The sequence below is a fragment of the Achromobacter sp. 1011791174 genome (assembly GCF_059760925.1).
Genome location: NZ_JCBANH010000005.1, coordinates 56,964 through 78,386, shown reverse-complemented (window position 1 = coordinate 78,386; position 21,423 = coordinate 56,964). Strand labels below are relative to the sequence as shown.

The following is a 21,423-nucleotide window of genomic DNA, read 5'->3' as shown; positions in this document are numbered from 1 at the left end:
CCCAACCCCCTTAATTCATGCGCCGCGCATCGCGGCCCGCACCCATGATGACACCCGCTGAAATCCTGCAAGCCTATGCCAGCCTGGGCTGGAAGAACAACAACGACCCGATGTCACAGGTGCTGGCGCTGCGGCGCGAGGATCCTGCCGCGCTGGGCGAGCTGGTGCTGGGCTTCCTGGACAGCGGGCAAAAGCACTCGACCTTCATCGACACCGCGCTGGACCTGATGGACGATGCATCGTATGCCGCCACGCTGCGGCGGGTCTGGCAGGATGCGCGGGACGGCAAGCACGGCGAGGCGATGGAAGAGGTGCTGGATTCGGCGGCGCTGCAATGGCCTGAACTGTATTCGGGCAGTTGGGAGCAGCTGCTGGCGGCGACGCGCGCCGAAGCCGGCGGGCCGCGCTACTACGCGGACTTCGCCTGGCGGGCGATGGACGCGGCCACGGCGCATGAATGGCTGGACCGCCTGGATGGCGAGACCGACGAAACGCTGCGGCGCAGCCGCGCCGTGGCGTTGCTGCATGCGCGCCAGCCCGATGTGACGCTGGAGGCGTGGCGCCGGGCCTGCGCCGGACAGCCGGACATGGACCAGGAGGCCTGGATGGACCTGTTGGGCTATGCGCTGGAAGAGGGCGGACTGCGGCCACTGCATGACAGCCGCCCGCTGCACATCTCCGCCAGCGCCGCGCAGCGCCGTCACATGGACGCCTCGCAACCGGCGTGGCGGCGCGAGATCCGCGCGCTGCATCCGACCTGGAAGCGCTTCGACGGCCCCGGCAAGGACGCCACGGCGGTGCAGCTGGCGGGCATGGGCGGCGCATTGCCGGGTACTTGCGGCCTGTGTCACGGCCCGTTGCACCGCCTGTTGTCGCTCGACCAGCCGGCGCGCGCCGGCATCGCCTGCGACGGCCCGCTCAGCTTCGGCGTCTGCCTGTCCTGTCTGGGCTGGGAGGAGTCGGCCCTGTTCTACCGGCATGGCGCCGAGGGCCTGCCGCAAGCCCATCCCACGCAGCGCAAGGACGTGGCGATCGAGCCGCAGTTTCCCGCCGAACCGCTGGCGTCGGCCGAGGTCACGCTGTTCGAGGCGCCCGCGCGCTGGGCCTGGCAGGATTGGGGCGACTCGAACGGCCAGCAGAACCTGAGCCGCGTCGGCGGCGCGCCCAGCTGGGTGCAGCAGGCCTGGTATCCGCCTTGCCCCGATTGCGGCCACAAGATGTCCTTCGCTTTCCAGTTGGACTCCGACCTGCCGCAGGACGACGGCAACGAATGGATGTGGGGCAGCGGCGGTTGCAACTACAGTTTCTGGTGCGCGCATTGCCGCGTCAGCGGACATTTCTGGCAGTGCACCTAGTCTGCCGTCCCGCGGAGACGCCCGCAAGAAATCCACCCCTGGCCGCATGGCGCCGGCCATCCCCGGGCCGGCGGCGGGCGGTGTATTCTCGCAGTCGTGCGGCGCCTGCATGACAGGCGGTCCAGGCACATCCGAACCCGCCGGCCGGCGCCGATCCCGCGCCGGGCCGCTTCGAGAATAGACAGGAGACAAGCATGTTATTGACCGAAGAGCAGCAGAGCGTCCAGGAGATGGCGCGCCGTTTCGCCCAGGAGCGCCTGGCGCCCGGATCCGAACGCTGGGACCGTGAGCACGAGTACCCCGCCGAGGCGATCCGCGAGATGGCGGAGCTGGGCTTCTTCGGCATGCTGGTGCCCGAGGAATGGGACGGCAACGCCAGCGGCTATCTGTCCTACGCCGTGGCTTTGGAGGAAATCGCGGCCGGCAACGGCGCCTGTTCCACCATCATGAGCGTGCACAACTCCGTGGCTTGCATGCCGATCCTGAAATTCGGCACCGACGAGCAGAAGGAACGCTTCCTGCGTCCGCTGGCGCGCGGCGAGCATATCGGCGGCTTCGCGCTGACCGAGCCGCAAGCCGGCTCGGACGCCAGCAGCCTGCGCACCCGCGCGCGCCGTGACGGCGACCATTACGTGATCAACGGCGCCAAGCAGTTCATCACGTCCGGGCGCACCGGCCAGACCGTGATCGTGTTCGCCGTCACCGACCCGGACGCCGGCAAGCGCGGCATCTCGGCTTTCATCGTCCCGACCGACACCCCGGGCTACCAGGTCGTGCGCGTCGAGGACAAGCTCGGACAGAATCTGTCCGACACCTGCCAGATCGCCTTCGAGGACATGCGCATCCCGGCCGCGTGGCGGCTGGGCGAGGAAGGCCAGGGCTACAAGATCGCGCTGGCCAACCTTGAGGGCGGTCGCATCGGCATCGCCTCGCAGGCGGTGGGCATGGCGCGCGCGGCCTTCGAGTGCGCGCGCGATTATGCGCGCGACCGGCAGGCTTTCGGCAAGCCCATCATGGAGCACCAGGCCGTGGCCTTCCGCCTGGCTGACATGGCCACGCGCATCCACGCGGCCAGGCAGATGGTGCTGCACGCGGCGGCCTTGCGCGAGGCCGGCAGGCCGGCGCTGACCGAAGCCTCGATGGCCAAGCTGTACGCGTCCGAGATGGCCGAGCAGGTCTGCTCGGCGGCGATCCAGACGCTGGGCGGCTACGGCTACCTGAAGGATTTTCCGGTCGAGCGCATTTATCGCGACGTGCGCGTCTGCCAGATCTACGAGGGCACCAGCGACATCCAGCGCCTGGTGATCGCCCGCAGCCTGGCCTGAGCGCGCCGTTCTTTCCACGGCCGGTCGTGCCGGACCGGATCACGGGCCCAGATCATCGGCCGTAACTGCCGGGCGGACCTGCGGGACGGGCGGTCCGCCGGCGCCGCAGCCACAGGCCATAGACGACGAGATTGCCAGCGACCAGCAAGGTGGCCAGCACGATCTGCGTCTCGCGGGTTAACCCTTCCGGGTAGATGGCGGCGGTCAGATAGTGCTCGATGAAGCCGCCGGCATAACCCTGCTGGCCGGCGCGGGCGCGCAACGCGTTTTCCAGCGGCGTCAGCGGACAGAGCCAACCCATGCCGATCACCAGCGCGCCCCAGGCCAGCGCGGGCAGGTGCAGCCACGCCAGGCGCGGACGCCACAAGGCCAGCAGGCCGCCGAACATCACGAAGGCGATGAAGACCGCGTGGAAAGCCAGCACCAGGTCGGCGAGCGTGCGGTAGAGCATGGCGGGAATTCCGGAAAATGGGCGGGGTTCGCGACCATCGCAATGGCGCGGCCCGGGATCGCGGCTTACGGCTTGCGGCGTCCCGGCGGCCCGCGCTCAGGTTTTCAGGTCGCGCAGCAGCTTGGCCAGTTCGGGCGCCTGCATCAGCGAGACGCCGTTCGCACGCGCGTATTGCAGGGCCGTGTCGGGCACTTCGCCCAGGGCGATGCAGATGGCTTCGCGCGCGCCGCGGCGTTCGCGTTCGGCCTGCAATTCTCGCAAGGGCTCGACGCCGACGCGCGCCGCCTTCCAGCGCCGGGCGCCGACGATGGCGACGTGGCCGTCCTTGCTCAGGGCGAAATCGGCGCCGGGCGCCTGCAGGCGCTCGACCTCGCAGCCGTCGCGCTGGAAGCCGGCTTGAACCGCGCGGGAAAAATCCGTCCAGGACATCGCGGCGGCGGCCTGCGCCACGGCCTGCACGCGCGTCTCGGACGGCGCGCGCAGCTGCTTCCAGGCCGCCATGATGGCGATCACGGCGAAGGGGATGGCGGCGAACACGCCCATGGCCGCGTACTCCAGCGGCAGCGCGGCGAAACCACCCACGCTCAGCAGCGCCGCGATGGCCGCGCTGATCCACCAGGGTGAGCGCAGCAGCACCGCGAAGATGGAATTCCGGGGCATCTTGAATTTCATGGCGGATCGGGCTCGGTGGGTGGCAGGGGCGGGGTCAGGCCGCGTCGTCGTGGCCGTCGCCATCGCCGTCGCGCACCACGATGCGCAGGTCGCCGATGTCGACGATCTGGCCGGCGCGGATCTTGGCGGTCTTGCGGTGCTCGACCACGCCGCCCACGCTGACATGTCCCTCGGCGACCAGCATCTTGCCGGCGCCGCCGCTGTCGCAGGCGCCGGTCGCCTTGAGCAGCTGGTTCACTTCAATATACGGACAGCCGGGCGCGAGGGTGAATTCGATGATGGGCATGGCGAGGGAAATATCCAGGAAAGCGGACGTCAGGCCGGGCCATTGGCGGCCGGCGGATTGGCGGGCGGGGGCGGGTTGCCGGCCGAAGGCACGTCGCCTGGCGCTCGGACGCTGGGCTCGGCGCGCGCCATCCAGGCGATCAGCGAGGAACGCATGGCTTCCTCCACCGACATCTGGATCGGCTGCACCCATTCCTGCGGCACGAACACGGTGTAGCCGCCAATCATGTAGCCCATGGGCAGGTAGACCGCCACGCGCGCGCCCGGACTGAAGCCTTCGGGCAGGCCGTCCAAGTTGCGCCGAGTCACCAGGCCGACCAGTTCCAGCTGCTGGCCGGGAATGCGCAGGATCACGACCTGCTGCGCATTGGTCTTGGCGCTGGGCGAGAAATAGTCGGCGAAGCTCTTGAGCGAGGAATAGATGCTTTTGACCACGGGCAGGTTGGTGAAGGGCGTTTCCACCAGCGTCAGGACGCGCTTGACGCGCTCCTTGGACACCAGGTAGCCGATCAGCAGAATGCCGAGGATGCCCAGGGCCAGGCCCATGCCCGGCACGTAGAAGCCACCGATGAACGGGCGCAGGAAGGTCAGCGCCACGGCCTCGGTCCAGGCCAGGAAGATATACAGCAGGTATACCGTCAGGGCCAGGGGCAGGACCGTGATCAGGCCACGGAAGAAGTATTTATAGAGACGGTGCATAGGCGAAAACAAGCATCAGGACGCGCGCCGCAGGGCAGGCGCGGGGCCGGCCGGGGAGCAAAAGGGGTGCCAGCATACCAGCCGCTGGCCGCCGGCTCTGTTACAAATCGCGCGCGTCTATCTATCGACGGGCAGATACAGCGATTCCTTGATCTCTTCCATCACGATGTAGCTGTGCGATTCGGCGGAAGCGGGCAGGCGCTTGAGGATCTCGCCGAGCAGGCGGCGGTATTCGTTCATTTCGCTCAGGCGCGCCTTGACCAGGTAGTCGAACTCGCCGGACACCAGGTGGCATTCCATGACTTCGGGCACGTACAGCAGTTCCTGCTTGACCTTGTCGAACACGTCGCCGGACTTGGCGGACAGCTTGATTTCCAGGAACACCAGCAGGTTCTTGCCCAGCGCCGCCGGATTGACGCGCGCGTGGTAGCCGGTGATCACGCCCTCGCGCTCCATGCGCTTGATGCGGTCGGAGCAGGGGGTGGCGGACAGGTTCACGCGCTCGGCCAATTCCGTGACCGGAATGCGGCCCTCGCGCTGAAGGATATCCAGGATTTTCAGGTCTAGGCGGTCCAGTTCGCGCATTTCACTTTCGCAGGGTCAAAAAGCAGGGTTGGTCGGGAAAAAGCACTGCCAAAGCAAAATCTTCAGTGATATTCACTGTGATAAGGGTCATAGACTACCGAAATTCCTGCATAAAACCAACCATCGGAAAGAATCATGCATGTGATCGTCCTCGGCAGCGGTGTCATCGGCACGACGACCGCCTATTACCTGGCCCGCCAGGGCGCCAAAGTGACGGTGCTGGACCGCCAGCCCGCGGCCGCCAAGGAGACCAGCTACGCCAACGCCGGCCAGGTCTCGCCCGGTTATTCCACGCCGTGGGCCGCGCCCGGCATTCCGATGAAGGCCATCAAGTGGCTGTTCCAGAAGCATGCGCCGCTGGCGATCCGCCTGGACGGCAGCCTGTTCCAGCTGAAATGGATGGCGGCCATGCTGGCCAACTGTTCGGCCGAGCGCTACGCGGTCAACAAGGAACGCATGCTGCGCCTGTCCGAGTACAGCCGCGATTGCCTGCGCGAACTGCGCGCGGCCACCGGCATCCATTATGAAGAGCGCACGCGCGGCACGCTGCAGCTGTTCCGCACCGAGGCGCAGCTGGAGGCGGCCCGCCGCGACATCGCCGTGCTGGAAGAGGTCGGCGTGCCCTACGAGCTGCTGGACCGCAACCGCCTGGCCACCGCCGAGCCGGCCCTCGAACGCTCCAGCCACAAGCTGAGCGGTGGTCTGCGCCTGCCCAACGACGAGACCGGCGACTGCCATCTGTTCACCACCCGCCTGGCGGCCATGGCCGCCGAGCTGGGCGTGGAGTTCCGCTATGGCCAGAACGTGGCCGGCCTGAACACCGCGGGCGGCCAGATCACCGGCGTGCGCGTCGGCGACGAGGTGCTGACCGCCGACCGCTACGTGGCCGCCTTCGGCAGCTACACGCGCGGCTTCCTGGAGCCGCTGGGCCTGGACCTGCCGGTCTATCCGCTCAAGGGCTATTCGCTGACCGTGCCCATGGTCGACGAGTCCGCCGCGCCGGTGTCGACCATCCTGGACGAAACCTACAAGATCGCCGTGACGCGCTTTGACCAGCGCATCCGCGTCGGCGGCATGGCCGAGGTGGCGGGTTTCGACCTGCGCCTGAAGGACGCCCGCCGCAAGACGCTGGAGATGGTGGTGGATGATCTCTTCCCCGGCAGCGGCGACCTGCCGCGCGCCGAATTCTGGACCGGCCTGCGGCCGATGACGCCGGATGGCACGCCGGTGGTGGGCGCCACCCGCTACGACAACCTGTTCCTGAACACCGGCCACGGCACGCTGGGCTGGACCATGGCCTGCGGTTCGGGCAAGCTGGTGGCGGATCAGGTCATGGGCCAGCGTCCGGCCATCCGCGCCGACGACCTGGGCCTGTCGCGCTACGACCGGGGCGCCGCGCGCAGCCAGCCGCTGGTGCTGGGCGGCAAGGGCGCCTGAGCCCGACTGACGTTTGTCTCCAGCGCTGGCCAGAAGCCGGCGCCTTTATACGGCCCGCCCGGCGCACGATACCGGCCGGGCCGTCGTTTATCCAGCGTCGCCAATGACGCCTTGCCGGGTGACATGGCGGTCAACCAGGCGGGGCGATGCGCGGCTGCTGTGGGTGACGGCAGGGTCCCTGTCGAGGGCCGTCCGCGCCCGCGCGCTTGTGACACAATCGCCGCATGACGCATATCCTGCATACCGCCGACTGGCAGATCGGCCGCCAGTACGGCCAATTCGATTCCGATGACGCCGCCATGCTGGCCGAGGCCCGCTACGACGCCGTGGCCCGGATCGCCGAACTGGCGGCCCAGCGCGGCGTGGACGCGGTGCTGGTGGCCGGCGACGTGTTCGACACGCAAGGCATCTCCGACCGTGGCATCCGTCGCCTATTCGGCGCGCTGGGCGCCTACGCCGGCCCCTGGGTGATGATCGCCGGCAACCACGACGCCGCGCTGGCCGACAGCGTCTGGACCCGCGCCATCCAGCTGGGCTGCGTGCCCGCCAATGTGCATGTGCCGCTGCGCGCCGGCGTGGTGGACCTGCCCGGCGCCAACCTGGCGGTGCTGGCCGCTCCGCTCACCCAGCGCCACACCTACGATGACGTGACCCAGGCGTTCGACCTGATGGAAAGCGAGGCCGGCCGCGTGCGCGTCGGACTGGCGCACGGCAGCGTCACGGGCCGCTTGCCGGACACCATCGACGCCACCAACCCTATCGCGGCGGACCGCGCTGCGCGCGCGCGGCTGGACTATCTGGCGCTGGGCGACTGGCACGGCTGCCTGCGGGTGGACGAGCGTTGCTGGTATGCGGGCACGCCCGAGCAGGATCGCTTCCGGGGCAATGAGCCGGGCTATGTGCTGGACGTGCGCATCGCTGGCCCGGGCGCGGCGCCGGAGGTCGAGCGCGTGGCCCTGGGCCGCTACCGCTGGTCCGCCTGGCGCGAGACGCTGAGCCTGCCGACCGATGCCCAGGCGCTGGCCGACCGTCTGGCCGCGCTGCGCGGCGAGGACGTGCTGAAGCTGGAGCTGGCCGGCCATGTCGGCATGCCCGGCTGGGAGCTGCTGCAACGCGCTGCGGGCGAGGCGGCCGCGCAGGCGCGCGCGCTGCTCTGTGATTTCTCGGGCCTGCTGCTGGAGCCGGACGAGGCCGATTTCGCGCAGCTGGGCGCCAGCGGCTACGTGGCCGAGGTCGCGGCGCAGTTGCAGGCGATGCAGGCCGCGCCGGGCGACGAGGCGCAAGCCGCCGTTGCCTCCGAGGCGCTGCGGCTGCTGCTGCGGATGCAGCGCGAGGCAGCGGCCGAAGGAGGCGCGCAATGAAGCTGTCGCGCATCGTCGTGGAAGAATTCCGCAAGTTCCGCCAGCCCCTGGCGCTGGACGGCCTGCAGCCCGGGCTGAACCTGTTTGTCGGCCCCAACGAGGCCGGCAAGAGCACCGTGGCGGCGGCCATCCGCGCCGCCTTTCTCGAGCGCTACAGCACCAAGACGGTCGCCGATCTGGCGCCGCGCGGCGAATCCGGCGCGCGGCCCAGCGTGGAGCTGGCGTTCAGCCACGCGGGGCGTGACTACGTGCTGAAAAAGCAGTTCCTGACTAAGGCGCGCTGCGAGCTGCTGATCGATGGCGGCGCCGAACGCCTGGACGGCGAGGCGGCCGAGAATGCGCTGGCGGCGCTGTTGGGCTTCGACTTGCCCGGACGTGGACAGAGCAAGCCCGAGCAGGCGGGCATCCCCGGGCTGCTGTGGATCCAGCAGGGCGAGGGCCAGTCGCTCAGCGCGCCGGCTGGCCACGCCCAGGGCCATCTGCGAGAAGCGCTGACGCGCCTGTCCGGCGAACTGGCGGCCGGCGATGGCGACAGGCTGTTCGAGCGCGTGTCCGCCGAGCGCGGCGCGCTGCTGGACGCGCGCAACGGCAAGCCCAAGGGCGTGTTCAAGGATGCCGATGAGGCGTTGGCGCGCGCGCGGTCGGCGCGCGATGACGCTTTGCGCGCCAAGGCGCAGTTGGACGCGGACGTCGACCGGCTGGCCGCCTTGCGCCAGGAACATGGGCAGGCGCAGCAAGCCGAGCCCTGGAAGGCGCTGGAAGCGCGGGCCGCCGAGGCGCGCACGCGCCTGGCGGCTCTGGCGCGCGAGCGCGAGACGCTGGAAGGCTTGCGCCGCGAGCTGGCGCAGGCCGCCAGCAATCTGGGCCTGTTGCAGGATCAGGTCGGGCGCGACCAGCAGGATGAAGCCGAACTGCGGACGCTGGAACAGCAGGCGCAGGCGGCCGCCGAGCGCCTGCGCCAGTCCGAGGCGCCGCTGGCGCGCGCGCTGCAACAGCGCGACGCGCAACGCGCCGCCGCCGACGCGGCGCGGCTGGCCTTGACGGCGGCGCAGGCGCAGGCCGATCGGCGCGACCTGGAACAGCAATTGCGCCAGCTGGACGCCGACACGGAGCGCCTGGATGGCGCGCTGAAAGCGGCGGATGAACTGATTGCCCAGGGATCGGCGCTCAAGGCCGAGGTGGTTGGCATCGAAGTGCTGGACGCCGATCTGCAGGGACTGCGCGGGATCGAAAGCCAGCGGGCCAGCCTGCGCGCCCAGCTGCAGGCCGTGGCCACGCGGCTGTCGTACCGATTGGAGCCGGGCGCGCGGGCGCTGCTGGACGGCCGCGAACTGGAGGTCGACGGGCAACTGCTGTTGACGGCGGCGGCGGAGCTGGAACTGCCCGGCGTGGGCCGGCTGCGCATCGAGCCGGGCGGCAAGGACCTGCCCGCGCTGCAACGCGAACTGGCCGCGCTGGACGCCGAAGGGGCGGCGCTGCTGGCCCGCCTGGGCGCGGCCAGCGTCGATGAGGTCGAGGCGCGCCATGCCCGCCATGCCGCGCTCAAGGGCGATCTGGAAGGCATGCGCAGGGCGTTGCAGATCCACGCGCCCAAGGGCATCGACATGCTGCGCGGCCAGCGCGACGAGGCGCTGGCGCGGCGCGATGCGCTGCGAGCGCGTCTGCATGCCTTGCCGCCGGCCGCCGCCGGCGAGGCCCTGGACCTCGCCTCGGCGCGGCAGGCCCTGGGCGAGGCGGAGGCTGCCGCCGAACACGCGGGCAATGCCTGGGCCGAGGCCCGGCGCGCGGCGGACGCGGAGGCAACCCGCGCCCAGATGCTGCAATCGCAGGCCACGGCCAGCCGGACCGCGCTGCTGTCGCCCGAGCGCGTCGCGCAGCGGCAGGAGCGGGCAGGGCGGCTGGCCGAGACGCGCAGCCATCATGATCTGCTGGCGCGGCGGCTGGGCGAGGCCGAGGCGGCGCTGGACGGCCAGCGCCCGGCGCTGATCGAGCAGGACGCGTTGCGCTTCGAACAGTCGGCCGCGCTGGAGCGCGAGGCGCAGCAGCGCCGGCACGGCGAGATGCTGCAATTGCAGGGCAAGCTGGACCAGGCCGGCGCGCAAGGCCTGGGCGAACGGCTGTCCGAGGCCGAGGCCGATTGCGAGCGGCTGCAACGTCGCCGCGACGAGCTGGATCGGCGCGCGCAGGCGCTGGACTTGCTGTTGCGGCTGCTGAGCGACAAGCGCGCGGCCGCCACCCAGCGGCTGCAGGCGCCGCTGGCGCGCCGGCTGCGTCATTACCTTGGGCTGCTGTTCCCCGAAGCGGCGCTGCGCCTGGACGATGCCTTGCTGCCCGCCGCCTTGCAGCGCGCCGGCGGCGAGGACGCGCTGGACAGCCTGAGTTTCGGCACCCGCGAGCAGCTGGGCATCCTGGCGCGCTTCGCCTACGCCGACCTGTTGCAGGAGGCGGGGCGTCCGACGCTGCTGGTGCTGGACGATGCACTGGTTCACGCCGACGAGGGCCGCCGCGACTTCATGAAGCGGGCGCTGTTCGATGCCGCGACACGCCACCAGATCCTGATGTTCACCTGCCATGGCGAGGCCTGGCGCGACCTGGGCGTGGCGCAGCGGCGCATCGGCGACGCGTAGGCTGGGCGTATGACGCGGACGAATTACGCGGACGAATGATGCGGACGCACGACTTCGAGCGGTGTTCCGAGCCGCGAATGGCGGGCTCGCTCAAGTCGCGTGACGCCGCTGGACGCGCCCGCTGTCCGCGCGTAGACTACGGCACTTGACCCTGTGCGGTATCCAGGTCGGACGCCACGTCCGGCCCGTGTCCGCACAAGAAAGAGGCGATCCTTCCTGATCTCCGGGTCGTTCACCCCCAAGCTCATGTCCGACTTCCTGTCCATCGCCGTCACCGCCAGCGCCGTCCGCGCAGCGGGCACGCGCGCGCCGGCACGGGCCATGACGCGAGGCGCGGTGGTCTCTCCTCCTGTCGCAGCGGCGCCGCCGCCCGCGGCCCCGCCGACCGTCGTCGGGGTCGTCTCCGTCGTCGCGGGCCCGTACCCGCCGTCGGCCGTCGTCCGCCGCTAAGGCGCTTCCCGCTCGTTCCGATCCGTTCGGGCGATCCGGTACGCGCCGCGCTTCGTCCAATCACGCTCCTGCCTGGCCCGCCAACCGCCTGCCTTGACGCCTGAACGCGTCCGGCGGTTCGCGCATCCGTCTCGCCGCTTTCCCGCGACGGGATGGCCCGGACTCGAGCCTGTTCACTCATCGACAGGTAGAAACTCATGTCTTTCAACCGGAATGCGTGGGCCGCACATGGCTCCACTTCCTTGTTCGTGCTGCTGTGGAGCGGCGGCGCGATCTTCGCCAAATGGGGGCTGGCGCATGCCTCCGCCTTTGGCTTCCTGCTGCTGCGCTTCGTGCTGGCGCTGACGGTGTTGCTGGCGATTTGCGCCGGTCGCCGCCGCTGGCTGCCGGCGCCGGGCACGCGCGTCAGCGTGGCGCTGACGGGCTTCCTGCTCATCGGCTGCTATTCCATCTGCTATCTGCTGGCGCTGGACCACGGCGTCACGCCAGGGGTGTTGGCGACCCTGCTGGGCGCGCAGCCCATTCTGACGCTGGCGCTGATGGAGCGGCGCTTCGACGCGGGCCGCGTGTCGGGCCTGTTGCTGGCCCTGGCCGGGCTCATCATGGTGGTGTTCCAGAGCATCGCCTTGGCGCGCTATTCGGCGGCGGGCATCGGCTTCGCCCTGGCCGCGCTGCTGAGCATGACGGCGGGCGCCATCCTGCAGAAGCGCGCCAGCCAGCCGCCCATGGACGTGATGCCGCTGCAATACGCGGTCAGCCTCGTCCTGTGCCTGCTGTTCGCGCCGTTCCAGCCCTTGTGGGCGGACTGGAGCATCGGTTTCGTGTTGCCCTGGCTGTGGATGGGCCTGGTGATCTCGGTGGGCGCGACGCTGCTGTTCTACCGCATGATCCAGGCGGGCAACCTGGTCAACGTGACCAGCCTGTTCTACCTGGTGCCGGTCGGCACGGCGCTGCTGGATTTCCTGATCCTGGGCAATCGGCTGCCGGTCTTGAGCCTGGTCGGGATGGCGGCGATCCTGCTGGGGCTGATGCTGGTGCTCAGGCCGGCGCGATAGCGGGGAGGGCGCCAGCTCTTGCGCGGCGGCTGGCGCCCGTGCGGCCTTGCCGTCGCGCGGGCGCCCGGCCCGGTCAGGCCAGTTCCAGTTCCCGCGCTTCCCAATGCCCGCTGACCAGCTGGCTGGGGCGCTCGCTCGCGATGACCCTGGCGCAGACCGGCCAGGCGTCCAGGCGCACGTTCAGGCCGGCATAGATGCCGTGGCCGGGGCCGGCCGTGATGGCGCCTTGCGCCTGGATGCCTTCGCCCGCGCGGATGGCGCCCTCGGCGCGGATGTCCTCGCCGGCGATCATGCCCCAACCGGCGGCCAGGTGCTCGCCGCAATCGACGGACGCGCCGGCCTGGATGCCGCAGCCGGCGCTGAGCGCCTTGGCGGCGATGACCGAGCCGCCCGCCTTGAGGCCCTGGCCGCAGGCGATGGCGTCGTCGCAGGCCACGTCCTGGCCCGCGTGCAGATGGCCTCCCACGGTCATCTTGCCGCCCGCGCGCACATCCCATTTGGCGCGCGCGTTGCCGGCGCAGTCCAGCGTGTCGGCCGTCTCGATGCCCCATTCGGCGCTGATGTCGCCGCCCGCGCGCAGCAGGCCGGCGCTGGCGATCTGGGCGCCCGACTGGATGTTCTCGCCGGCGATCACCGATTCGCCGGCGCGGATGCCGCCGCCCGCGATGATGCCGCGTCCGGCGCGCACCACGGAATCCACATTGATGCCCATGCGCACCTCGATCGTGCCGGCGAACACCACCGCGCTGGCGTCGATCTCGTCCAGCCGCAGCACCGCGTCGGTCGGGCCGAACTGGTCCAGCAGCCAGCAGGCATCGCCGACGCGGCCGTCGGCGACCAGGGCGTCGAGCACGGCCTGATAGTCGCCCTGTCCGTTGTGATCCCGCAGGAACCATTTGTAGCCGCCCGCGCAGGGATTCTTGGCTTTGACGAAATTCTTGGTGAGTTGCATGACGATAGGCGCAAAGGTCGTGTGCGCCCGGCCGGCCGCCGTCCGGTTCAGGGCGGACGGAAGCGGGCCGAGCGGCAGGGACCGCCGGCCTGGATGTGGGCGGGCGGTCCCGGGCCGAGGCCAGCGGCGGGCGCGGATGTGCGCAAGCAGCCGGCGGCGGGCCGGAAAAGGGTGGAAAACGGGAAGGGGCGCCGGCGGATTAGCCGGGCTTGGAGCGCGCGTAAGCGGAACGCGCGGCGACTTCCTGCGAGCTCAACAGGGTCGAGCGCAGGGCGCAAAGGGCGCTGGCGGCGTCAGGAGGGGAGGAAAGATCGGATCGCACGGGGGCAGATGCTACCACCGGGGCGATTGCAGTCAAGGGGCTGCGGTCCGGGCGCAACGGTCCGGCGCCGCCGCGCCCGGGGGAGCGGACGAGGCGGCGCGGCCGGCAGGGGCGTTCAGTTCGACAGCTTGATGTCGCGGTCCTTGGCGATGCGCTGGCGCAGTTCCAGTTCGCGCTTGATCAGGGCGGCGTATTCGGCCGGTGTGCTGCCGTCCACCAGCGAGCCGCCATCGGCCAGGCGCTGGGCGATCTTCGGATCCTTCAGCACCTTGACGGCGGCGGCGTGGATGCGATCGACCACGGCCTGCGGGGTGCCCGCCGGCGCGACCAGGCCATACCAGGCCATGTTGTCCATCTGCGGCAGGCCGGCTTCCCCGAAGTTCGGCACGTCCGGCAGCGAGGGCAGGCGCTTGGGCGCCTCGATCGCCAGGGCGCGTAGCTTGCCGGCCTGGATATGGGGCATGGAAGAGGGCAGGTTGTCGAATTGCGCGTTGACCTGGCCGGCGATCACGTCGTTCAGCGCCGGGCCCGAGCCACGGTATGGCACGTGCACCATGTCGGTATTGGTCAGCGACTTGAACAGCTCGCCGTCCAGGTGGCTGATGCCGCCGGTGCCGGACGAGGCATAGCTGTACTTGCCCGGGTTGTTCTTGAGCAGCGTGATGAATTCGGCCAGGGTCTTGGCCGGCACCGAGGGGTTCACGGTCAGGACGTTGGGCACGTTGACCAGATTGGTGATGGGGGTGAAGTCCTTGATCGGGTTGTAGGGGTTCTGCGGATTGGTGGCAGGGTTGGTGGCCATGGTGCTGACGGTGGCCACGCCCAGGGTGTAGCCGTCGGGCGTCGAGCGCACCAGGGAGTCGGCGCCGATGGAGCCGCCGCCGCCGCCCCGGTTCTCGACCACGACGGCCTGGCCCAGCTCGCGGGTCAGCCCCTCGGACACGATACGAGCGACGATGTCGGTGGTGCCGCCGGCGGCGAAGGGCACGATCAGGCGAATGGGTTTGCTGGGGTAGGCGTCGGCGGCCACGGCGGCCGAGCTGAGGCAGAGGCCCGCGAGGGCGGCGGCCAGGGCGGCCTTGGCTTGGGTAAGCGCGGTCAAGAGTCTTCTCCGTATCTTTTATCTTCTGAGGGACTGGGGCGGCGCCTGCGGGCCGCCTCCGTAGCGCGCCGCATTCCTTTTGAGAGCGCGTCACGGGGGCCATTCAACCGAGGAAGCCGGGGCAGGTCAAGCCGGGGGAGTCCCTGTCTGGCGCGGTGTGAGGAAGGGTGCGCGGCTCCGCCGCTCAGGGTTCTCACAGGGTCGGAATGCGCAATGATTGCGCAGCGATCCTGCCGTCATCGGACCGCTACGCGCATAAATCTCTGCATAACTTACAAGAATCTGATATTTTTCGGATGAGATTCTTGGCCGGTCTTGCAAGAAAACTATTGCGTTTGTTTCTCCCGTCGCCGTTCAATGGCGCAGATGTAGTTCCCGCGGGGCAACGCGTAGTGCAGCGACGCACCAGGCCAGGGTTCCGTCCGTCTTTGTCTTTCAATCCCCGGTCTGTTTCGTCTCTCGCTGCCTGGCGCTGGCGGGAGGGGGCCCGGACACTCTCGGAACGCCATGTCGCTGATCCTGATCCTCGCTCTGCCGTTCGCCGGCAGCCTGTGCGCCGCGCTGCTGCCGTCCAACGCCCGCAACGCCGAAGCCTGGCTGGCTGGCCTCATCGCGCTCGCCTGCGCGGTGCTGGTGGCGAGCCTCTATCCCCAGGTCGCCGGCGGCGGCGTGGTCCGCTACGACATCCCCTGGGCGCCAGCGCTGGGGCTGCAATTCACGTTGCGCATGGACGGCTACGCCTGGCTGTTCTCGCTGATCGTCTCGGGCATGGGCGCGCTGGTGGTGCTGTACGCGCGCTACTACATGTCGCCGGAAGATCCGGTGCCACGCTTCTTTTCCTTCTTCCAGGCCTTCATGGCCGCCATGCTGGGCGTGGTGCTGTCCGGCAATCTGATCCAGCTGGTGATGTTCTGGGAAATGACCAGCCTGGCCTCGTTCATGCTGATCGCCTACTGGCACCATCGCCTGGACGCGCGGCGCGGCGCGCGCATGGCGCTCACCGTCACCGGCGCGGGCGGGCTGTGCCTGCTGGCCGGCGTGCTGATCCTGGGCCACATCGTCGGCAGCTACGACATGGACCGGGTGCTGGCCGCCGGCGACCTCGTGCGCGCGGATCCCTGGTATCCCGCGGTGCTGGCGCTGGTGGCGCTGGGCGCGCTGACCAAGAGCGCGCAGTTCCCGTTCCAGTTCTGGCTGCCCAACGCCATGGCCGCGCCCACGCCGGTGTCGGCCTACCTGCACTCGGCCACCATGGTGAAGGCCGGGGTGTTCCTGCTGGCGAGATTCTGGCCGGTGCTGGCCGGCACCGACGCCTGGTTCTGGATCATCGGCGGGGCGGGGCTGATCACGCTGGTGCTGGGCGCCTACGCCGCCATCTTCCAGCAGGACATGAAGGGCGTGCTGGCCTATTCCACCATCAGCCACCTGGGCCTGATCACGCTGCTGCTGGGCCTGAACAGCAGCCTGGCGCTGGTGGCCGCCATCTTCCACATGGTCAACCACGCGACCTTCAAGGCCTCGCTCTTCATGGCCGCCGGCATCGTCGACCACGAGACCGGCACGCGCGACCTGGGCCGGCTCTCCGGCCTGTACAAGGCCATGCCGATCACGGCCACGCTGGCCATGGTGGCGGCCGCGTCCATGGCGGGGGTGCCGCTGCTCAACGGCTTCATCTCGAAAGAGATGTTCTTCGCCGAAACCACCTTCGTCAGCGGCGACTGGACCACTCGCGTCGGGCTGCCGCTGGCGGCTACCGTTGCCGGCGCCTTCAGCGTGGCCTATTCGCTGCGCTTCATCCTGCAGGTGTTCTTCGGGCCGCCGGCCACCGACCTGCCGCGCGCGCCGCACGAGCCGCCGCGCTGGATGCTGTTTCCCAGCGCGCTGCTGGTGTTCATGTGCCTGCTGGTCGGCGTGTTCCCGGCGTACACCGTGGGTCCGTTCCTGGCCACGGCCGCGCAGAGCATCCTGGGCGCGGACATGCCCGAATACAGCCTGGCCGTCTGGCACGGCGTGAACCTGCCGCTGGTCATGAGCGTGGTCGCCATGACGGCGGGCGTGGTGCTGTACCTGGCGCTGCGCGCGCACCAGCAGGCCAATCCCGGCCGCGTGCCCTTCATCTACCGCTTCGACGGCCGGCGCAGCTTCGAGACGCTGCTGGACGGCTCCAGCGTGGCGGCGTCCTGGCTGCTGCGCTGGCTGGCGTCCTCGCGCCTGCAGGTGCAGATGCTGCTGATCGTGCTGGGCACGCTGTTCGTGGCGTGGCTGCCGCTGCGCGCCGGCGGCTGGCTGGATGGCGCGGGCCATCTGACCACGGTGGACCCGGCCTTCGCCCTGCTGTGGCTGGTGGGCGGCGTCTGCGCGGTGGCGGCGGCCTATCAGGCCAAGTACCACCGGCTGGCCTCGCTGGCGCTGGCGGGCGGCGCGGGCCTGGTGACCTGCCTGACCTTCGTCTGGTTCTCGGCGCCGGACCTGGCGCTGACGCAGCTGTCGGTCGAGGTGGTGACACTGGTCCTGCTGCTGCTGGGCCTGCGCTGGCTGCCGCGCCGCATCGAGCAGGATGACGAGGGCGCCTGGAGCAGCCTCAAGGCGCGCGGCCGCCGCCTGCGCGACCTGCTGATGGCCGTGGCCGCCGGCGGCGGCATGTCGGCGCTGGCCTACGCGGTGCTGACGCGGCCTCAGGGCGACACGATCTCCTCGTACTTCGTCGAGCGCGCGCTGCCGGACGGCGGCGGCACCAACGTGGTCAACGTGATCCTGGTGGATTTCCGCGGCTTCGATACCTTCGGCGAGATCACGGTGCTGGGCATCGTGGCGCTGACCGTGTACGCGCTGCTGCGCCGCTTCCGTCCCGCCGCCGAGAGCGCGGACCTGCCGCGCCAGCAGCTCGACCAGGACGGCGGCGTGCCGCTGGAAGCGCCGGACATCAAGCGCCTGCTGCCCGAGGGCAGGATGATGGTGCCGGCGGTGCTGGTGCGGCTGCTGTTGCCCACCGCCGCGCTGATCTCGGTGTATTTCCTGCTGCGCGGCCACAACCAGCCCGGCGGCGGCTTCGTCGGCGGCCTGATCTTCGCCACCTCGGTCATCCTGCAATACATGGTGGGCGGGGTGTACTGGGTGGAATCGCGCAGCCGGCTGAACCCGCAGAACTGGATCGGCCTGGGCCTGTTGTTCGCCGGCGCGGCGGCGGTGTCGGCCTGGCTGCTCTACAAGCCGTTCCTGGCCGCGGTGGCCTGGGACATCGCGCTGCCGCTGGTCGGCGACGTGCACCTGTCCAGCGTGCTGCTGTTCGACCTGGGCGTGTACATGCTGGTCGTGGGCTCCACCGTGCTGGTGCTGGTGGCGCTGGCGCACCAATCGCTGCGCGCGCAACGCAAGGCCGCTGTCGAAAGCCAGGCGGCGGCCGCTCAAACTGGGGAAGCTTGATGGAATTGATTTACGCCGTCGCGATCGGCGTCTTGGCGGGCTCGGGCGTCTGGCTGCTGCTGCGGCCACGGACGTTCCAGTTCATCATGGGCCTGTCGCTGGTTTCCTACGCGGTCAACCTGTTCATCTTCGGCATGGGCCGGCTCACCTCGGGACGCCCGCCGGTGATCGACCCGGCCGCCTCGCATGATCCGTCGTGGTATGCCGATCCCTTGCCGCAGGCCCTGGTGCTGACGGCCATCGTGATCGGCTTCGCCACCACGGCGCTGTTCCTGGTGGTATTGCTGGCGTCGCGGGGCCTGACCGGCACCGACCACGTCGACGGACGGGAGTCCGGATCTTGAGCTTCTGGTTGCAACATCTACCCGTATTGCCCATCGTCACGCCGCTGGTCGCCGGCGCGTTGATGCTGCTGCTGGCCGACACCAGCCGCCATGCCCGGGGCGCGATCTCCCTGTTGTCCACCGTGGCCCAGCTGGCCGCCGCCATTGCCTTGCTGGCCGCCGCCGGCGGCGCGGCGGGCTGGCCGGGCGGGGTGGGGGTCTACCTGGTCGGCGACTGGGCCGCGCCGTTCGGCATCGTGCTGGTGGTGGACCGGCTGGCCGCCGTCATGCTGACGCTGACCTCGGTGCTGGGCCTGGCCACGCTGATCTACGCGCTGGCGCGCTGGGACCGTGCCGGGGTGCATTTCCATTCCCTGTTCCAGTTCCTGCTGATGGGCCTGAACGGCGCCTTCCTGACCGGCGACCTGTTCAACCTGTTCGTGTTCTTCGAGGTGCTGCTGGCCGCGTCCTACGGCCTGCTGCTGCACGGCTCGGGCGTGGCGCGCGTCAGCGCCGGCATGCAGTACATCGCGGTGAACCTGGTGGCGTCCTTCCTGCTGCTGATCAGCATCGCGCTGATCTACGGCGTGACCGGCACGCTGAACATGGCCGACCTGGCGCTGCGCGCCGGCAATCTCGCCGGCGCCGACCGCATGCTGTTCGAGGCGGGCGCGGCGGTGCTGGGCGTGGCCTTCCTGGTCAAGGCGGGCGCCTGGCCGCTGAACTTCTGGCTGGTCAAGGGCTATGGCTCGGCTGGCGCGCCCATCGCCGCCATGTTCTCCATCATGACCAAGGTCGGCATCTACGCGCTGCTGCGCATCGGCTCGCTGCTGCTGCCCACCGGGGCGCCGGCCGCCTTCAGCCTGGACTGGATGTTCGCCGCTGGCCTGGCGACGCTGCTGTTCGGCGGCCTGGGGCTGCTGGCCACGCAGCAGCTGGAGAAGATGGTCGGCTATTGCGTGATCGTGTCCGCCGGCACGCTGCTGACGGCGCTGGGCATGCCGGGCGTGACGCTGACCGGGCCGGCGCTGTTCTACCTGATCAGCTCGGTGCTGACCACCGGCGCCTTCTTCATGCTGGCCGAGCTCATCGAGCGCACCCGAAGTTTTGGCGCCAACGTGCTGGCCGTGACGCTGGACGCCTTCGACCTGGACGATCCGGCCTCGGTGAACCGCTCCGACGACGTGGTGGGCGTGGCGATTCCGGCGGCCATGGCCTTCCTCGGCCTGGCCTTCATCAGCTGCGCCTTGCTGGTGACCGGGCTGCCGCCGCTGTCGGGCTTCGTGGCCAAGCTCTCGCTGCTGTCGGCGGCCGTGTCGGCCGCGACCGAGTCGGCGCCGCCGCTGGACGCCTGGCTGCTGGTGGCCGCCGTGCTGCTGTCTGGCCTGGCGGGCCTGATCGGGCTGGGGCGCGCGGGCATCCGCGTGTTCTGGGCCAGCGACGACCGCAGCACGCCGCGCCTGCGCGTGATCGAGGCCGGCCCGGTGGCGGTGCTGATCCTGCTGTGCGTCGGTCTGGCGGCGGGCGCCGGTCCGGTGTCGGCCTATCTGGACGACGCGGCGCGCTCGCTGGATCACCCCAAGTCGTACATCGACGCCGTGATGTCCGCCCAGACGGTGCGCGCGGCGCAAGGAGGCCAGTGATGCGGCGCGTGTATTTCCTGTTCCTGCCGCTGTTCCTGTTCGTGCTGTGGCTGGTGCTGAACGAAAGCCTGTCGGCCGGCCAGATCGCGCTGGGCGCGGCGCTGGCGCTGTGGTTCACCTGGGCCGCCAGCCGGCTGCGTCCGCTCAAGGCGCGGCCGCGGCGGCTGTGGAAGGCGGTGCCGCTGTTCCTGAACGTGACGGTCGACATCATCAAGTCCAATATCGCGGTGGCCAGGCTGATCCTGAATCCGCGCCGCAACGATTTTTCGCCGGGGTTCATCATGATCCCGCTGAGCATGCGGGATCCGCATGGCCTGGCGATGCTGGCCTGCATCGTCACCTACACGCCCGGCACGGTCTGGGTGGACCTGACCGACGACCATTGCCTGAAGCTGCACGTGCTGGACCTGCAGAACGAGGAGGAATGGGTGCAGCTGGTGCAGGACCGCTATGAGCGTCCGCTCAAGGAGATTTTCGAATGAACACCGTGCTTTACTGGGCGGCGTCCTTCGCCCTGGTGTGCTTCGCGCTGGGCATGGTGCTGGCCGCCGTGCGCCTGCTGCGCGGCCCAACCGCGCAGGACCGAGTGCTGGCGCTGGACACCCTCTACATCAACGGCATGCTGACCATGCTGGTCTTCGGCATCCGGTCGGGCACGTCGGTGTATTTCGACATCGCGCTGCTGATCGCGCTGTTCGGCTTCGTGGGTTCCACGGCCATGGCCCGCTTCCTGCTGCGCGGGGAGGTGATCGAGCCATGATCGAATCGCAGATTCCGCTGTGGGCGGGCATTCCGGCCAGCATCCTGCTGGTGCTGGGCGGGCTGCTGGCGCTGACTGGCTCGGCCGGCCTGCTGCGCTTCCGTTCCTTCTATGCCCGCATCCACGCGCCCACGCTCGGCAATACGCTGGGCTGCGGCTGCGTGCTGGCGTCTTCCATGCTGGTGTTCTCGGCGCTGTCGTCGCGGCCGGTGTTCCATGAGGTCATCATCACGCTGCTGCTGATCGTGTCCTCGCCGGTCACCGCCATGCTGCTGATGCGCGCCGCGACCTATCGCGGCAGCCTGAAGCGGGAAGACGCGGACAGGGACGCCCGCTAGGGGCGAGGAACAAAGTAACAAGGGACGCAACATGTACAGGCCCATGACCGCGTCCCGGCTGTTGCGGTGCGTCATGCTGGCGCGCGGGGCGCGCGGTGCGCGGACGGCTTGCGCGAGCGCAAGTCCGGGCCGGCCTTTTGCGCCGCGCGGCCCCAAAATGGATGAAACTTCAGCTTACGTTTCCACGTCGGTGGACATGCCCCGGTAGCGCCGGCGTGGGATAGTTGTTCCATGGGAGCGGCAGTCGGATTCCCGACC

The 21,423-nt window shown here is 69.7% G+C and carries 19 protein-coding genes; 12 read left to right on the top strand and 7 right to left on the bottom strand.

The window, feature by feature from the left end; genetic code table 11:
• Nucleotides 1-44: 44 nt before the first annotated feature.
• Together AC6LJ5_RS03175 and AC6LJ5_RS03170 are read left to right on the top strand one after the other, a co-directional pair.
• Entirely contained in the window at nt 45-1,355 is a 1,311-nt protein-coding gene (locus AC6LJ5_RS03175; RefSeq protein ID WP_498139812.1) for a hypothetical protein, read from the top strand.
• Between the two features lie 194 nt (nt 1,356-1,549).
• On the top strand, nt 1,550-2,680 hold the full coding sequence (locus AC6LJ5_RS03170) for an acyl-CoA dehydrogenase family protein (protein WP_498139811.1): 1,131 nt from the start codon (nt 1,550-1,552) through the stop codon (nt 2,678-2,680).
• Between the two features lie 52 nt (nt 2,681-2,732).
• Here AC6LJ5_RS03170 and AC6LJ5_RS03165 read toward each other — a convergent pair whose 3' ends face one another.
• The 5 genes from AC6LJ5_RS03165 to AC6LJ5_RS03145 form a co-directional block, all read right to left on the bottom strand.
• Nucleotides 2,733-3,131, bottom strand: a complete 399-nt coding sequence (locus AC6LJ5_RS03165; RefSeq protein WP_498139810.1) for a DUF2784 domain-containing protein — start codon at nt 3,129-3,131, stop codon at nt 2,733-2,735.
• Between the two features lie 96 nt (nt 3,132-3,227).
• Complete coding sequence (locus tag AC6LJ5_RS03160) at nt 3,228-3,803, bottom strand: restriction endonuclease (protein ID WP_498139809.1); 576 nt, start codon at nt 3,801-3,803, stop codon at nt 3,228-3,230.
• A 34-nt stretch (nt 3,804-3,837) separates the two neighbouring features.
• Nucleotides 3,838-4,089, bottom strand: a complete 252-nt coding sequence (locus AC6LJ5_RS03155) for an RNA-binding S4 domain-containing protein (protein WP_498139808.1) — start codon at nt 4,087-4,089, stop codon at nt 3,838-3,840.
• A gap of 29 nt (nt 4,090-4,118) precedes the next feature.
• Nucleotides 4,119-4,787 (bottom strand): DUF502 domain-containing protein, encoded by a 669-nt coding sequence (locus AC6LJ5_RS03150; RefSeq protein WP_103274623.1) that lies wholly within the window; start codon nt 4,785-4,787, stop codon nt 4,119-4,121.
• Nucleotides 4,788-4,904: 117 nt separating this feature from the next.
• Entirely contained in the window at nt 4,905-5,372 is a 468-nt protein-coding gene (locus tag AC6LJ5_RS03145) for an Lrp/AsnC ligand binding domain-containing protein (protein WP_103274622.1), read from the bottom strand.
• Between the two features lie 135 nt (nt 5,373-5,507).
• Here AC6LJ5_RS03145 and AC6LJ5_RS03140 point away from each other — a divergent pair, with 135 nt between their 5' ends.
• The 4 genes from AC6LJ5_RS03140 to AC6LJ5_RS03125 all read left to right on the top strand — a co-directional run bounded on the left by AC6LJ5_RS03140 (nt 5,508) and on the right by AC6LJ5_RS03125 (nt 12,302).
• Nucleotides 5,508-6,809: a D-amino acid dehydrogenase gene (locus tag AC6LJ5_RS03140; RefSeq protein ID WP_103274621.1), complete on the top strand. Its 1,302-nt coding sequence runs from the start codon at nt 5,508-5,510 to the stop codon at nt 6,807-6,809.
• A gap of 224 nt (nt 6,810-7,033) precedes the next feature.
• The gene (locus AC6LJ5_RS03135) at nt 7,034-8,170 is read left to right on the top strand and encodes a metallophosphoesterase family protein (RefSeq protein WP_103274620.1); all 1,137 of its coding nucleotides are present in this window, start codon (nt 7,034-7,036) and stop codon (nt 8,168-8,170) included.
• Nucleotides 8,167-10,797: an AAA family ATPase gene (locus tag AC6LJ5_RS03130; RefSeq protein ID WP_498139807.1), complete on the top strand. Its 2,631-nt coding sequence runs from the start codon at nt 8,167-8,169 to the stop codon at nt 10,795-10,797. Before AC6LJ5_RS03135 ends, AC6LJ5_RS03130 begins: the two co-directional genes overlap by 4 nt.
• 647 nt (nt 10,798-11,444) lie before the next feature.
• The gene (locus AC6LJ5_RS03125) at nt 11,445-12,302 is read left to right on the top strand and encodes a DMT family transporter (RefSeq protein WP_392412749.1); all 858 of its coding nucleotides are present in this window, start codon (nt 11,445-11,447) and stop codon (nt 12,300-12,302) included.
• A gap of 73 nt (nt 12,303-12,375) precedes the next feature.
• Here the strand turns inward: AC6LJ5_RS03125 and AC6LJ5_RS03120 are convergent, their stop codons facing one another.
• Together AC6LJ5_RS03120 and AC6LJ5_RS03115 are read right to left on the bottom strand one after the other, a co-directional pair.
• On the bottom strand, nt 12,376-13,254 hold the full coding sequence (locus tag AC6LJ5_RS03120) for a hypothetical protein (RefSeq protein ID WP_498139806.1): 879 nt from the start codon (nt 13,252-13,254) through the stop codon (nt 12,376-12,378).
• 437 nt (nt 13,255-13,691) lie between these two features.
• Nucleotides 13,692-14,678 carry a Bug family tripartite tricarboxylate transporter substrate binding protein gene (locus tag AC6LJ5_RS03115; RefSeq protein WP_498139805.1) on the bottom strand — a complete coding sequence of 329 codons (987 nt, stop codon included), beginning with the start codon at nt 14,676-14,678 and terminating at the stop codon, nt 13,692-13,694.
• Between the two features lie 507 nt (nt 14,679-15,185).
• On the opposite strand from AC6LJ5_RS03115, the gene AC6LJ5_RS03110 reads away from it, so the two are divergent.
• Genes AC6LJ5_RS03110 through mnhG form a run of 6 tightly spaced genes read left to right on the top strand, consistent with a single transcriptional unit; the run spans nt 15,186 to nt 21,165 of the window.
• Nucleotides 15,186-18,101, top strand: coding sequence for a monovalent cation/H+ antiporter subunit A (locus AC6LJ5_RS03110; protein ID WP_498139804.1), 2,916 nt, complete (start codon nt 15,186-15,188; stop codon nt 18,099-18,101).
• The gene (locus AC6LJ5_RS03105) at nt 18,101-18,445 is read left to right on the top strand and encodes a Na+/H+ antiporter subunit C (RefSeq protein WP_103274613.1); all 345 of its coding nucleotides are present in this window, start codon (nt 18,101-18,103) and stop codon (nt 18,443-18,445) included. The genes AC6LJ5_RS03110 and AC6LJ5_RS03105 overlap by 1 nt, the downstream gene beginning before the upstream one ends.
• Entirely contained in the window at nt 18,442-20,067 is a 1,626-nt protein-coding gene (locus tag AC6LJ5_RS03100; RefSeq protein WP_498139803.1) for a monovalent cation/H+ antiporter subunit D, read from the top strand. The genes AC6LJ5_RS03105 and AC6LJ5_RS03100 overlap by 4 nt, the downstream gene beginning before the upstream one ends.
• The gene (locus AC6LJ5_RS03095) at nt 20,067-20,549 is read left to right on the top strand and encodes a Na+/H+ antiporter subunit E (RefSeq protein WP_498139802.1); all 483 of its coding nucleotides are present in this window, start codon (nt 20,067-20,069) and stop codon (nt 20,547-20,549) included. Before AC6LJ5_RS03100 ends, AC6LJ5_RS03095 begins: the two co-directional genes overlap by 1 nt.
• Nucleotides 20,546-20,827 (top strand): K+/H+ antiporter subunit F, encoded by a 282-nt coding sequence (locus AC6LJ5_RS03090; protein ID WP_103274610.1) that lies wholly within the window; start codon nt 20,546-20,548, stop codon nt 20,825-20,827. The genes AC6LJ5_RS03095 and AC6LJ5_RS03090 overlap by 4 nt, the downstream gene beginning before the upstream one ends.
• Nucleotides 20,824-21,165, top strand: a complete 342-nt coding sequence (gene mnhG, locus AC6LJ5_RS03085; protein WP_103274609.1) for a monovalent cation/H(+) antiporter subunit G — start codon at nt 20,824-20,826, stop codon at nt 21,163-21,165. Before AC6LJ5_RS03090 ends, mnhG begins: the two co-directional genes overlap by 4 nt.
• The last annotated feature ends 258 nt before the right edge of the window (nt 21,166-21,423 follow it).

What these genes read in the sequence shown, in the direction of transcription:
- AC6LJ5_RS03175 (WP_498139812.1), top strand. Translation starts at nt 45, where the DNA reads ATGATGACACCCGCTGAAATCCTGCAAGCCTATGCCAGCCTGGGCTGG.
- AC6LJ5_RS03170 (WP_498139811.1), top strand. Translation starts at nt 1,550, where the DNA reads ATGTTATTGACCGAAGAGCAGCAGAGCGTCCAGGAGATGGCGCGCCGT.
- AC6LJ5_RS03165 (WP_498139810.1), bottom strand. Translation starts at nt 3,131, where the DNA reads ATGCTCTACCGCACGCTCGCCGACCTGGTGCTGGCTTTCCACGCGGTC.
- AC6LJ5_RS03160 (WP_498139809.1), bottom strand. Translation starts at nt 3,803, where the DNA reads ATGAAATTCAAGATGCCCCGGAATTCCATCTTCGCGGTGCTGCTGCGC.
- AC6LJ5_RS03155 (WP_498139808.1), bottom strand. Translation starts at nt 4,089, where the DNA reads ATGCCCATCATCGAATTCACCCTCGCGCCCGGCTGTCCGTATATTGAA.
- AC6LJ5_RS03150 (WP_103274623.1), bottom strand. Translation starts at nt 4,787, where the DNA reads ATGCACCGTCTCTATAAATACTTCTTCCGTGGCCTGATCACGGTCCTG.
- AC6LJ5_RS03145 (WP_103274622.1), bottom strand. Translation starts at nt 5,372, where the DNA reads ATGCGCGAACTGGACCGCCTAGACCTGAAAATCCTGGATATCCTTCAG.
- AC6LJ5_RS03140 (WP_103274621.1), top strand. Translation starts at nt 5,508, where the DNA reads ATGCATGTGATCGTCCTCGGCAGCGGTGTCATCGGCACGACGACCGCC.
- AC6LJ5_RS03135 (WP_103274620.1), top strand. Translation starts at nt 7,034, where the DNA reads ATGACGCATATCCTGCATACCGCCGACTGGCAGATCGGCCGCCAGTAC.
- AC6LJ5_RS03130 (WP_498139807.1), top strand. Translation starts at nt 8,167, where the DNA reads ATGAAGCTGTCGCGCATCGTCGTGGAAGAATTCCGCAAGTTCCGCCAG.
- AC6LJ5_RS03125 (WP_392412749.1), top strand. Translation starts at nt 11,445, where the DNA reads ATGTCTTTCAACCGGAATGCGTGGGCCGCACATGGCTCCACTTCCTTG.
- AC6LJ5_RS03120 (WP_498139806.1), bottom strand. Translation starts at nt 13,254, where the DNA reads ATGCAACTCACCAAGAATTTCGTCAAAGCCAAGAATCCCTGCGCGGGC.
- AC6LJ5_RS03110 (WP_498139804.1), top strand. Translation starts at nt 15,186, where the DNA reads ATGTCGCTGATCCTGATCCTCGCTCTGCCGTTCGCCGGCAGCCTGTGC.
- AC6LJ5_RS03105 (WP_103274613.1), top strand. Translation starts at nt 18,101, where the DNA reads ATGGAATTGATTTACGCCGTCGCGATCGGCGTCTTGGCGGGCTCGGGC.
- AC6LJ5_RS03095 (WP_498139802.1), top strand. Translation starts at nt 20,067, where the DNA reads ATGCGGCGCGTGTATTTCCTGTTCCTGCCGCTGTTCCTGTTCGTGCTG.
- AC6LJ5_RS03090 (WP_103274610.1), top strand. Translation starts at nt 20,546, where the DNA reads ATGAACACCGTGCTTTACTGGGCGGCGTCCTTCGCCCTGGTGTGCTTC.
- mnhG (WP_103274609.1), top strand. Translation starts at nt 20,824, where the DNA reads ATGATCGAATCGCAGATTCCGCTGTGGGCGGGCATTCCGGCCAGCATC.